Origin of the sequence: Flavobacterium sp., assembly GCF_027483985.1 — a bacterium.
GTDB lineage: Bacteria > Bacteroidota > Bacteroidia > Flavobacteriales > Flavobacteriaceae > Flavobacterium.
The window spans coordinates 52,078-65,328 of the sequence record NZ_JAIXTJ010000056.1 but is presented as its reverse complement, the minus strand read 5'-3'; the positions used below and the strand labels follow the sequence as shown (position 1 = coordinate 65,328).

At 32.6% G+C, this 13,251-nt stretch carries 10 protein-coding genes; 5 read left to right on the top strand and 5 right to left on the bottom strand.

Annotated features, from left to right (window positions below; translation table 11 throughout):
• The first annotated feature begins 51 nt into the window (after positions 1-51).
• Positions 52-1,071, top strand: a complete 1,020-nt coding sequence (gene pheS, locus Q0050_RS14180) for a phenylalanine--tRNA ligase subunit alpha (protein WP_298397271.1) — start codon at positions 52-54, stop codon at positions 1,069-1,071.
• Positions 1,072-1,155: 84 nt separating this feature from the next.
• The gene (locus tag Q0050_RS14175) at positions 1,156-1,563 is read left to right on the top strand and encodes a hypothetical protein (protein WP_298397268.1); all 408 of its coding nucleotides are present in this window, start codon (positions 1,156-1,158) and stop codon (positions 1,561-1,563) included.
• Positions 1,564-1,579: 16 nt separating this feature from the next.
• On the opposite strand, the gene Q0050_RS14170 is transcribed toward Q0050_RS14175, so the two are convergent.
• From Q0050_RS14170 to Q0050_RS14150, 5 genes are all read right to left on the bottom strand, one after another.
• On the bottom strand, positions 1,580-1,804 hold the full coding sequence (locus tag Q0050_RS14170; protein WP_298397265.1) for a hypothetical protein: 225 nt from the start codon (positions 1,802-1,804) through the stop codon (positions 1,580-1,582).
• Between the two features lies 1 nt (position 1,805).
• Positions 1,806-2,801 (bottom strand): NAD(P)H-dependent glycerol-3-phosphate dehydrogenase, encoded by a 996-nt coding sequence (locus Q0050_RS14165; protein WP_298397262.1) that lies wholly within the window; start codon positions 2,799-2,801, stop codon positions 1,806-1,808.
• A 349-nt stretch (positions 2,802-3,150) separates the two neighbouring features.
• Positions 3,151-4,317, bottom strand: a complete 1,167-nt coding sequence (locus Q0050_RS14160; protein ID WP_298397259.1) for an iron-containing alcohol dehydrogenase — start codon at positions 4,315-4,317, stop codon at positions 3,151-3,153.
• Between the two features lie 4 nt (positions 4,318-4,321).
• Complete coding sequence (locus tag Q0050_RS14155) at positions 4,322-5,107, bottom strand: type 1 glutamine amidotransferase domain-containing protein (RefSeq protein ID WP_298397256.1); 786 nt, start codon at positions 5,105-5,107, stop codon at positions 4,322-4,324.
• A gap of 81 nt (positions 5,108-5,188) precedes the next feature.
• The gene (locus tag Q0050_RS14150) at positions 5,189-5,761 is read right to left on the bottom strand and encodes a Crp/Fnr family transcriptional regulator (RefSeq protein ID WP_298397254.1); all 573 of its coding nucleotides are present in this window, start codon (positions 5,759-5,761) and stop codon (positions 5,189-5,191) included.
• An 85-nt stretch (positions 5,762-5,846) separates the two neighbouring features.
• Between Q0050_RS14150 and Q0050_RS14145 the strand changes: the two genes are divergently transcribed.
• From Q0050_RS14145 to Q0050_RS14135, 3 genes are read left to right on the top strand one after another with little or no spacing between them, the layout of a single operon-like run.
• Complete coding sequence (locus tag Q0050_RS14145) at positions 5,847-6,539, top strand: NUDIX domain-containing protein (protein ID WP_298397252.1); 693 nt, start codon at positions 5,847-5,849, stop codon at positions 6,537-6,539.
• 15 nt (positions 6,540-6,554) lie between these two features.
• Positions 6,555-7,757, top strand: coding sequence for a M48 family metalloprotease (locus Q0050_RS14140; protein ID WP_298397250.1), 1,203 nt, complete (start codon positions 6,555-6,557; stop codon positions 7,755-7,757).
• Positions 7,758-7,760: 3 nt separating this feature from the next.
• Entirely contained in the window at positions 7,761-13,157 is a 5,397-nt protein-coding gene (locus Q0050_RS14135; protein ID WP_298397248.1) for an AAA domain-containing protein, read from the top strand.
• Positions 13,158-13,251 lie beyond the last annotated feature (94 nt).

Here is a 13,251-nt window from a genome sequence, read left to right as displayed (position 1 = left end):
TTTTCACTAATCACTAAAAAAAGCTAAATTTGCACCTTCAAAGAACGAACGATGATAGACAAGATTAAACAACATATTGAAGAAGCTAAAGCATTTAACGAGAAAAATAAAGAATCGTTAGAGCAATTTCGTATAAAATATTTAGGAAGTAAAGGATTGTTGAAAGAACTTTTTAATGAGTTCAAAAATATTCCAAACGACCAAAAGAAAGACTTCGGACAAGTAATTAATACACTTAAAGCTGTTGCTGAAGAAAAAGTAAAAACCATTCAAGAAGAGCTAGAAAGCAAAGAAGAAGTAAAAGGTTTTTATGGCGATTTGTCACGTCCAGGTGAGCCTATTCAAATTGGCTCTCGTCATCCTATTTCAATAGTAAAAAATCAAATTATTGATATCTTTTCAACCATCGGATTCAACGTTTCTGAAGGTCCAGAAATTGAAGACGATTGGCATAATTTTACAGCATTAAACTTGCCAGAATATCATCCAGCAAGAGATATGCAAGACACGTTTTTCATCCAAACCAATCCTGATGTTTTGTTGCGTACGCATACATCATCAGTGCAAGTGCGTTATATGGAAAACAATAAACCACCAATTCGTACCATTTCTCCAGGAAGAGTTTTCCGTAACGAAGCGGTTTCATCACGTTCTCACTGTATTTTCCATCAAGTGGAGGGTTTGTATATTGATAAAGACGTTTCGTTTGCCGACTTAAAACAAACATTACTTTATTTCACTAAAGAAATGTTCGGAAAGTCTAAAATTCGTTTACGTCCAAGTTATTTTCCTTTTACCGAACCAAGTGCCGAAATTGATATTTATTGGGGTTTAAAAACCGAAACAGATTATCGAATTACTAAAGGAACAGGTTGGTTAGAAATTGGAGGTTGCGGAATGGTTGATCCAAATGTTCTAAAGAATTGTGGCATCAATCCCGATGAATTCTCTGGTTTCGCCTTTGGAATGGGAATCGAGCGTATTGCAATGCTTTTACACCAAATTGGCGACATCAGAATGTTCTTCGAAAACGATGTTCGTTTCTTGGAGCAATTTAAATCAAGTATATAATGATTTAAGAATGAAGAATAACGATTTTTGATTTCGAGATTTACTTCTAAAATCAAAAATCGTTAATCAAAAATCAACAATCCTATGAAAGCAGACATCACCATCCCAAAAGTAGAAAACGTATTTGTAGCAGCCGTTCAAGAATGGAGCGATGACTTTATGGATAAAGTTTGGTACGTTTATCTTGTAAACGATTCTGACTATGATATAGAAAATGTAATGGTAGTTTCCAAAGCCTTCGGAACTATTGATGGCGAGGAAAAAAAGACGTCGCTATTACGTCATTCGTTTCCAAAAGTTCCAGCGGTTTCAGTTGTTAAAATTGAAATGGTTGAAACAAGTGTACTTAGATTGAACAACGAATTTATGGTATCTTACTTTATTGGTGATACTTTGTATGACAAAAAATTCATCTTCCGAGCACAAACCATAACTCCAGATTATGTTGAAGAAGTGCCAATTTTGTTTGTTGACGGCGTGATTGTTAGGTAGTTTTTTTAGTAGAAATCTATTTTTTAGTAGAATGCTCTCTTTTAACCTTTTCCTTCCAACTAAAATATCCTAAAACGAAGATGCCTATCACAAGATAAGAAGCGGCTCTGAAGTAGAAATTATTTTCTGAAAGTTGTTGTGAAACAGTTTTTTCTTTAATCTCAAACAAAAGCATAAAAACAACCATAAAGATTCCCCAAAATCCTCCCATTTTTAATTGATATTTCCAACGTTCGCTCATCTTAGTCTAATTTATCTGTAAGTTTTTTAAATACCGATTTAGCATCTTTACCTTCATATAAAATCTCATAAACTGCATCAATAATTGGAGTTTTAGCACCATATTCCTGGTTTAATTTATAGGCACTTTTTACGGCATAATATCCTTCGGCAACCATACTCATTTCCATCATTGCTGATTTTACAGTGTAGCCTTTTCCAATCATATTACCGAACATTCTATTTCTTGAGAACACCGAATATCCGGTAACTAATAAATCGCCCAAATAAGCCGAATTATTAATGTTACGTTTCATTTTATGTACTTTTCTAATGAATTTCTTCATCTCTCGAATGGCATTACTCATGATTACCGACTGAAAATTGTCGCCATAACCTAATCCGTGTGCAATTCCGGCGGCAATGGCATAAATATTTTTCAACATCGCCGCGTATTCCGTTCCGATGATATCATCAGATATTTTAGTTTTGATATAATTTCCAGCCAAAACTTTGGCAACAACTTTAGCTTTAGCAGAATCACCGCAAGCAATGGTCAAATAGGAAAGTCTTTCTAAAGCCACTTCTTCAGCGTGACACGGACCAGTTATTACACCAATATTTTCAAATGGAATATCGAATTTTTTGTTGAAATGTTCTCCTACAATCAAGAACGTTTCAGGTACAATTCCTTTTATGGCAGAGAAAATTACTTTATCTTGTAAACTAACAGTTAGTTTTTCTAATTCAGCACTTAAAAAAGCCGATGGAATTGCAAAAATGATATAATCAGCATAAGCAACAGCTTCATTTATATCAGAAGTTAATAGTAATTTTTTAGTATCAAATTCAACTGAACTTAAATAATTTGGATTGTGTTTTTGAGATTTTATATGTTCAATTGCTGATTGATTGCGCATGTACCAAGCAATTTGGTCAAGATTAACACAAAGCATTTTTGCAATGGCTGTAGCCCAACTTCCTCCACCAATTACTGCAAATTTTGGATATCGATTCATTATTTGTTTGTTTGATAAACAAAAATACTCAAATTTTATTTAAAGCAACGTGAATCTAGTAGTTTTAGATTTAGAACTGATTGTTTGAAGTATATTAATTTAACTTAAAATTATAATATTCAATATACTAAGCCTAATCAAAGTACGTTTTAAATATATATGATTTCGGTTAGGGAAATTCATTAATTATAGTTAGTTAAAAATTTTGTTTTGGGGTTAGATAAAGGCGTTCAGGAAATAAATCTTGAACGCCTTTTGATTTTTTTTAACCACTAAGACACGAAGAATGCGCAAAGTGCACAACGATTTTAAATTCTAATCACTATTTACTTTTCACTCTTCACTAAAACTAGTAACTCATCTCAACAATTTCTCTTACTTTTTCTAAAGTAATATTTTGTTTTTCGCCCAAAGCTTTCCAACCTCTTTCTTCGAAACGATTTACAATAAAATCGGCTGTTTTTTCGATGTTTTCAGCGTTTTCTGAGATTTTGGTTTTCATTCCCATTGTGTGGAAGAATTCTACTGTTTTTTCGATAGCTTTTTCGGCTTTTTCTTCTACAGAAGTTCCTGTGATGTTCCAAACTCTTTCGCCATATTGAGCTAGTTTGTCTTTCTTAGTTTCAAACATTACTTTGTATAAGTTCGGACCAATTATCGCTAAAGTTCTTGCGTGATCGATTTCATATAAGGCGGTTAATTCGTGGCCAATCATATGCGTTGCCCAATCACTCGGAACTCCTTTTTGAATTAATCCGTTTAACGCCATTGTTGCACTCCAAACAAAATTAGAAGCTAATTTATAATCACTCGGATTTTCAACTACACTTGGACCAACTTCGATTAAAGTTTTCAAGATGCTTTCAGCAAATCTATCCTGCAATAAGGCATCGTGCGGATAAGTTAAATATTGTTCCATTACGTGAGTAAAGGCATCAACAACGCCATTTTGTAACTGTCTTTTTGGTAAAGAAGTAATTACGGTTGGATCAACAATTGAGAACTTTGGAAACAAAGCGCTTCCGCCAAGCGTTAATTTTTCTTGAGTTGCCTCGATGGTTACCACTGCGCCAGAATTCATTTCAGAACCTGTTGCTGGTAATGTTAAAACGGTTCCGAAAGGAATCACTTTAGACAAATCTGTGAAAAGTACACGATTTTTTAAAATATCAATCGGATTTCCTTCGTAATGTGTTGCACCCGAAATGAATTTTACTCCATCAATTACGCTTCCACCACCAACAGCAAGAATGAACGTAATGTTTTCTTGTTTGATAATTTCAACAGCTTTCATCAAAGTTTCAAATCTCGGATTTGGTTCAATTCCGCCAAATTCTATGATTTCAAAATCTTTTAAAGCTGAAGTTACTGCCTCGTGAACACCATTTTTAAAGATGCTTCCGCCACCATAAGCCAACAAAACTTTAGCATTTGCAGGAACAAGTTTCGATAATTTTTCGGTTTGTCCTTTTCCAAAAATGTAGTTGGTAGGATTGTATAATTCGAAATTTAACATTGTATTATTTTAATTGATTTAATAATTTTTGCGCAACAAGTCGTGACGATGCCGGATTTTGTCCTGTAATTAACAAACCATCTTCTACAGCGTAAGGTTGCCAATCTCCAACTTTAGAATAAGTTGCACCATTTTGTTTTAACGCATCTTCTAATAAAAACGGAACTACTTTTGTCAATCCAACAGCTTCTTCTTCTTCGTTTGAAAAACCAGTTACTTTTTTTCCTTTTACCAAAAATTCACCGTTAACTTTTACATCTTTTAAAACCGCTGGTGCGTGACATACGAATCCTACTGGTTTGTTATTGGTATAAAATGCTTCAATTAAAGCAATTGAGTTTTTATCTGTAGCTAAATCCCATAATGGTCCGTGTCCACCAGGATAAAAAACAGCGTCGTAATCGGCCTGATTTACATCGGCTAATTTTATTGTGTTTTTTAATTTTTCTTGAAGTTCGGTATCTTTATCAAAACGTTTTGTGTCTTCTGTTGCAGCCGATGGATCTTCACTTTTTGGATCAATTGGAGGTTGTCCGCCAAGTGGAGTTGCAATTGTAATTTCAATTCCTTGATCTAATAATTCGTAATAAGGTGCAGCCAATTCTTCTGTCCAAAATCCAGTTTTTTCGCCTGTATTTCCTAATTTGTCGTGAGATGTAACCACGAATAATACTTTTTTCATAACTTTTTCTTTTTGATTTTTAATTTGTGATGTGTTGTTGTCTTCCGATTGATTTTTGCAACTAGAGAATAACAAAGGTAGTAATACCAAGAGTTTTATATATTTCATATCTTCAATTATTTGTTACAAAATTAAACTGTTTTGCCATTTTGAGAAATGATGAAACTCACAAATTTGGTGTGATGAAACTCACTTTTTTGAACCAGAATTGAATCTACTCAAAGTTTCGCGTGACACACCAAGATAGGAAGCAATGAATTTTTTTGGTACTTTTTGAAAAAGAATTGGGTTGGAAAGTAATAATTTGTCGTAACGTTCTTGCGGATTATTGTTAAGCATTGATAAAATTCGTTGTTGCAATGCGACATAACCCGAATTGGATTTTCTTCTGAAAAAATGTTCAATTTTATGCAGTTCTGAACATAGTTTTTCTCGGTTTTCTAGCGATAATGACAGCAATTCACAGTCTTCAATACAATCTATAAAAAGTGTTGCATTGGTTTTATTAAAATAAGCTTGAAAATCGGTAATCCACCAATTCTGAGTAGCAAATTGAAGAATATGTTCCTTTCCATTGGAATCAACGTGGTACGATTTTAAACAACCATCAAGTACAAAATAGTCATTTTTTACAATGTCATTTTCCTGAATAAGAAATTGGTGTTTTTTGAGTTTTTTGGTTTCAAAATGAGATAAAACATACTCAAATTCTTCATCGGTTAATGATGTTATTTCTTCTATTTGTTGACGGAGTAAATGCATTTTTTATTATTTGTTTTACAAAGATAACTGATAGCTTTTATTAATAGAAATCTTTTATATTTGTGTAACACATACGCATTTTAAAATGTCTGAAAATCAAAATATAAAAATTGCAGTTGACGCGATAGTTTTTGGCTATCAAAACGGAAAATTATACGTTTTATTAATCCAACAAAAATTTGGTAGCGAAACCTCCTATTGGGCTTTACCTGGCGGATTAGTTCACAACAACGAATCGCTTCAAGATGCCGTACAACGCGAATTGAAAGAAGAAACCAATGTTTCTGTAAATTATTTAGAACAATTGTACACCTATGGAGATTCCATAAATCGTGATCCAAGAAATCGCGTGATTTCGGTGGCTTATTTTGCATTGGTTGATTCATCGAAATTTAAAATAAAAGCTGATTCTGATGCGGAAAACGTGCAATGGTTTGCTGTTGATGAAATTCCAAAATTGGCATTCGATCACAATGAAATGATTGAAAATGCAATAAATAGATTAAAAGCAAAATTATCGTATCAACCAATTGGGTTTGATTTGTTGCCAAAAGAATTTCTTTTTTCAGAATTGGAGAATTTATATTGCATCATTTTAAACAAAGAAATTGACCGAAGAAATTTTAGAAAAAAGATTTTAAGCTTCGGAATTATTGAAGAAACAAATCAATTTTCACCAATAAAAACAGGTCGTCCGGCCAAATTATTCCGATTTAATTCTATAAAATATAAAGCATTTCTTGACAACGGTTTTCATTTTGAAATCAAGTTAGCTTAACAAAAATACAGTACGATGCTACAACCATTTCCATTTCATTCCAATCTTAGAGATCATTTTAAAAGTCAAGGTAAAACTTGGAATTGGTTTTCTGAAGAGAAAGTAAAAGACGAACAACGCGAAACGTATAAAACCGATTTGCTAAAAAATTCCTACCGAATTGATCCAGAAACCGAGCCAAAAGTCTACGAAATTTTGACTGTTGCCAAAGATAAGTTAGGCATTATCATTCCGGTAACAATGTATCAATCGCAAACTATTGAAGCCAATAATGCCGGAATCGTTTTCTTCGAAAATGAAGCACACATTATTCTGTCTGGAACAATTTTGAAATTGCTTGACGACGCTGAATTACTAGCATTATTGGGTCACGAATTGTCACACATTCTACTTTACACAATGGAAAATGGCGATTTTGAAATTACAAATCGAATCATTAACACGATTGCAAACGACAATAATAGTGAGTTGTTTTATTACGAAACAGCACGATTATTTCAACTTTATACCGAATTGTTTTGCGATTTAGGCGCGCTCAAAGTTTGCGAAAGTTTAGAAATGACAATTAATACGTTAGTAAAACTAAATACAGGATTGGAAAAAGTTTCGGCAGAAAGTTACCTGAAACAAGCCAACGAAATTTTAGATCGAATTAATGAAGGTTCAAGTGGAGAAACGCATCCGGAGAATTTTATTCGTGCCAAATCATTGGAGTTGTATCAAACCGATAAGCTAAATTATTATTCCCAAATTGAGAAAATAATTTCTGGAAAAACCGATTTACATCAGCTTAATTTGTTTTCTAAACAAGCTGTTTTCGATGTTACCAAAGAATTAATTGCGATAATTCTAAAACCAAAATGGACACAATCGGACTATTGTATTGCGCTTTACAAACAGTATTTCAAGAATTTTGATAAAAAGTCAGATGTTTTTATCGACGAAGCATTCAAATTGAAGATTGCCAACAGTAAAAAGAATCTAAAAGACTATTATGCCTATGTAATGCTGGATTTTGCACTTTGCGATCCTGATTTAAAAGATGGTTTTGTAGGTCACATTCTAGATATTTCAGAACAATTGGAACTGGAAGACAGCTTGAAAACGATTCTAAAAAAGGAACTCAATTTAACCGAAAAAACGTTTAAAAGCTACTGTCAAACTTGCACAACAACCTTGAATTCTATTTTGGAATCTTCTCAAGAAAACACCTATTAACAAATGAATAAGCCTATAAAAGAAACCGCATTTTATAAATTTATCATTGAAAATTTCGAAAAAGGAAGTTTTACCAATGATGATATAATCGCAGTAATGATGCCTTTGTTGAAGAAGGTTTCTGAAATTCATAATCAAGGAAAAGTCGCTTCTTTACAAGATATTTCAACTATTTTTATTGACAATAATCGTTTAAATATTGAGGATATTGTTCTAGAAAGCAAACGAAATTCAACTCCAATTTCTAAATTGTTTGTAAGTAAAAGTAATGCCTTTGAAATTACAGGTGAAGTATATAATTCTGTTGAAATTGGTGAAGAAACTACAAGAGAATATGCAGATAAAGCCGTTTCAGACAATCAAAATGAGACCAATAAAGCTGTTTATCTGAAAGATTATACTTGTTTTGAATTTCAATTTGATCATCACGATCCGTTGACTGATATTTTTGTTTTGGGTCAGATAATGGCGAGTATTGCGTTTCAATTTGATTTTACCGATGTTGAAGATGTAAAACAGTTTGTGGATTATCGCAAGCAAATGTATTTCTTGAATAGTAAAATTCATCCGGCAATTGCCAATATTATTTTGGGAATGACCGAATTAAATCGTGAAAAACGTTGGAAGGATGTCAATGAAATTATAGAAAAACTTCAAAATTATAGAGATTATAATCCCGAAAGCGAATATGATTTAGCAACTTTGGTTGATGCCAAAAAACAAAACCGAAATCAATTTATTCACGAAAAACTTCGCAATAGACTTTTTGATAACAGCCGTCGCAACCGACTTTTGTATTTTCAACCCAATTTAAAATTTTTAAATCTTACCATTTCATCGGTTCCGCAAGTTCTTAATTATCAAAATATTAATCCGAATACTATTTTTTATTGGAATCCTGAAATCTCCAAAAAAATAATCAATACAAGTACGATTTCACTAAATAAATATTTGCAAATTGAAGACAATCCGTACATAATTCCAACGCTCGATAAAATCAGATTAGAATCGAATAAAGATGTCAATGAATATGGTTTTAGTCAGTTAAAATTGGCGTTGTGTAACCTTAATTGGTTCAATACCAAAGAAAACAGTTCCGAAAAAATTGTGTCGCCATTGTTGTTGGCTTCGGTAACATTAACCAAAAAGAAAGGTTTAAAAGACCAATATTCGTTAGAATTTCTAGATTCTGAAGTTGAAATAAATCCGGTTTTGGCCAATATGCTAAAGGATTTGTATGACATTCGTTTGCCCGAAAGAATTCAATTATCAGAAACTAAAATTGAAGATATTTACCAATTATTGAAGTCGCAAGTAGAGAAAAATAATTCGGGAATTGTACTTGATGCCGTTGATAAACCCAAAATAAAACTAATTTATTCGCAAGCAAAACAGATACTTACGCAATTTAACAAGCGAAATAAAAATAAAGTTGTCATTCAAGACCAACGCAATTTAAACTATTCTTACCAACAAGAAAATTTTCAACCTTATGGTTTAGAATTGTTTAGAAATTATGTTTACACCCAAGCTTCGTCATTAGAATATTTGATAAACAGTGATATCAAAGAAAATCCGCAGTTTTTTAATGAAAATAAAACGGTTGAACGCGAGTTTTTTCAATTGGACGAAGGTGAAACCAATCCGTTTCGTTGGGAATTTGACACTTGTAATTTGGTTCTAGGGAATTTCAATTACAAAAAAATGTCGTTGGTTCGAGATTACAATCAGATTATTGAAAACAATATTAAGAGTGATGTTTTTAAAAACTTGTTCAATTCCTTGGCACAGAAAGATTTTAAAACCGAACTTTCAAACAGCAATAGTTTTACCAAAACGTTTAATGTTGTTGCCAGTGATCCAACTCAAAATAATGCCGTAAAATATTCAGAAAGTGGCGAAAGCTACATTATTCAAGGTCCGCCTGGAACAGGAAAATCGCAGACCATTGCCAATTTAATTGCGAATTATGTTGCCAACGGAAAAAAAATATTATTTGTTTGCGAGAAACGTGCCGCGCTCGATGTCGTGTTTTACCGATTGAAAAATCAAGGTTTGGACGATTTGTGTTGTTTAATTCACGATTCGCAAGCCGATAAAAAAGAATTTATTTTCAATTTGAAAAAGACCTTTAACGATTTTACAACGTCTAAAAATAATTTTCAAAATATTGAAAACTCTAGAAATTTATTGGTTCAAAATATCGATTCTGAAATAAATAAAATTGCTGGTTTTCACGATTTTATGAACAATAAGATTGAAGAAACATCTCAAATTACTATTAAAAAATTAATTGATGTTTTAATTTCTAATCCATACAAAGCTTCCGAAAGCAGTTTGGATATTCTCGATGAAAACGCAGGTTATCAAGATTGGGAAAATCACAAAGAAGCTTTCGCCAAATGGTATGAAATTAATAAGGAAACCAATGCTTCAGAGTTTTTTTCGTTGCATCCGTTTAGGTTTTTAAAACTAACTGCTTTTTACAATTTTACAACGGTTTCAGGTTTTAAAAATCAAGTCGAAAACAGTCAATCTTCCATCGAAAATTGTTCAGAAAGATTGGATTTTATTTCGTTGCCGATTGAGTTGACTCGTTTTTCTGAAATACAAGAGTTTCTGAGTAAAGCTGTGGTTGTTTTTCCGTTTTACGAAAATAATGTTGCTGATTTGTTGCAATCGAATAGCGATTTATTTCGTTCGTTTGAAACTGATTTAGACACTTTATCCAAATTACAATCAGACAAAGAAAAACTCGAAAAACAATTTCCTTATTGGACAAGAGAAATTTCCCAAACCGATGCCAAAACTGCTTTTGAAGTCATCAGTAAAAATGAAAAGAACTTTTTCAACTTCTTCAATTCTACTTATAAAGCTACTAAAAATCAGATTTTAGCGGTTTATGAGATTTCGAAACATACAGTAAAACCAAGTCTAACCAGCATTTTAGAAAACCGTTGTTTGCAAGATGAACTAAATCAAAAACTCACTAGTTTACAATCAGAATTTGACAGAAAATACAAACTCGGAACTGTTTTTGAATTACAAAACAGAATCAGAATTATTCAAAATGAATACGATCAAAATATAGTTGCGTTTGCCAATTCGTTAAATCCATCCGAACGAAATGAAGTAGTTGCATTGGCTACAGCGTTTGAGAAAAATGCAACAGAATTAGCTTTAATTCTTGATAGTTTTGAGGATTTTACGTTATCAGATATTGAGAATATTCTGCAAGAAATCAGTAATAAAAAAGCCTATTTCGATTTGTATTCGGCGTTTTTTGATGAGATTAAAAATTGCAATCCATCGGTTATTAAACTGTTGAAAAACACTCAAATTTCTGCCGAACAACTGCAAATTACTTTAGCCGAAAAGTCATTAGAAAGATATTACGCAATCAATTATTCGCATAGAAAATTCAATATGGATTTGTTGCATATTTCTATTGAAAAAGTAAAGAAAATGCATTCTGATTTACTAGAAATCAACGGAAAATACATCATTGCAAAGCAAGTTAGCGCGATCAAATCGTTGATTTTAAAGTCGGAAATGTCAACTGCTGGAATGACATCTTTAGAAAAAGAGCAAAAGAAATCCATAACCGATGGTAGAAAAATTCTAGAAAATGAGTTCGGTAAAAGCATCCGCTTTAAATCTATTCGAGAATTAGCTTCATCAGATTCGGGACAAATTATTAGAGAAATAAAACCAGTTTGGTTGATGAGTCCGTTAAGTGTTTCCGATGCTTTGCCGATGGATGAAAACTATTTTGATGTAGTGATTTTTGACGAAGCCAGTCAGATAACGCTTGAAGAAGGCTTGGTGCCAATTTACAGAGCAAGTCAAACGATCATTGTGGGTGACGAAATGCAAATGCCACCAAGTAACTTTTTTGGAAGTTCATCAGGCAATCAAGACGATTTGTGGAAAGATGCTTCTGATGATGAAAACGATTATTTTTCACTTGATGCAGACAGTTTTTTGACGCAAGGCGCACGAAAATTTCCCTCAATTATGTTGGGTTGGCATTACCGAAGCAAGCACGAAGCCTTAATCGGATTTTCAAATGCATCGTTTTATGACAATAAATTACTTACGATTCCTGATTTAAAAGACCATAGCAAGATTTCGGAACCAATTGTTGTTACTGATGTTGTGCAGGCAAAAGACAATTTGGAGCAACTTTTTTCTAAACCAATATCGTATCACTATATTGAAAATGGGATTTATTTAGGAAGATCTAATGTGAAAGAAGCGCAATACATTGCCAATTTAGTGAAGGAAATTCTGTCTGGCAATAGCGGACAAAGTATCGGAATTGTAGCTTTTTCGATGGAACAACAAAACGAAATTGAAGCAGCCATTGAAGCCATTTGCATTGAAGATAAACTATTTGAAAATTTAATTGAAGAAGAATATAAGCGATTTGAAAACAATCAATTTGTTGGACTTTTTGTCAAAAATCTTGAAAATGTTCAAGGTGACGAGCGCGATATTATCATAATGAGTACGTGTTATGGTTATAATCCAACAGGCAAAATGCTTATGAATTTCGGACCAATTAACAAGCGTGGCGGTGAAAAACGTCTGAATGTAATTTTCTCCAGAGCCAAGAAAAGTATGTGCGTGGTGAGTTCTATAAAATATTTTGACATCAAAAATGAATACAATGAAGGTGCCAATTATTTTAGAAAATATTTGCAATATGCCGAGTTGGTTAGTTTGGGTCAGTTGGATGCTGCCAATAATGTTCTTGCGGCCATAAATAACAAAAACAATCCAGAAGTTACGAGTTCGATAGCAGTTCAAATTGATAATGAAATTAAAAAACTAGGCTTTTTCGCTACTCAAAATATCGGACAAAGTAAGTTTAAATGCCATTTGGGAATTAAGAAAGATGCAGAAGATGATGAATTTGTTTTAGGAATTATTATCGACGACGATTTGCATTATTCTAACAATGATATTTTGGAACAATACCTTTTAAGACCAGAAATTTTAAAGGCAAACGGTTGGAACATTTGTCAAATTTATGCCAAAGATTGGTTGGAAAACAAGCCACGAGTTTTAAAAATGATTAGTGCTTTGTTGCATAATGAAACTTTTTTTGATGCAGTAGAAGAAGAAAATCTGATAATTGAAGAAGATGAAATTAGTCCGGAGATTGTTTTAGATGTTGAAGAAGAAAGTGAATTTCAACGGTACATCAACACTTCAAACGGAAGCAATAAATTTTGGGAAATTTGTACAGAAAACAACAACGTAATTGTTCAATATGGCCGAATCGGAACCAAAGGACAACGAATGGTTAAAACTTTTGAAAGCGAAAATGATGCCCAAAGAGAAATGCAAAAACTGATTGCGCAAAAGGTTTCTAAAGACTATTTTAAAAAGTAAAAAGTATAAATAAAACGACTATGTGTAATTTTTACACAAAATATTTTGCTGATTAAAAATAACATTATATATTTGCGTAATAATAACACAAACT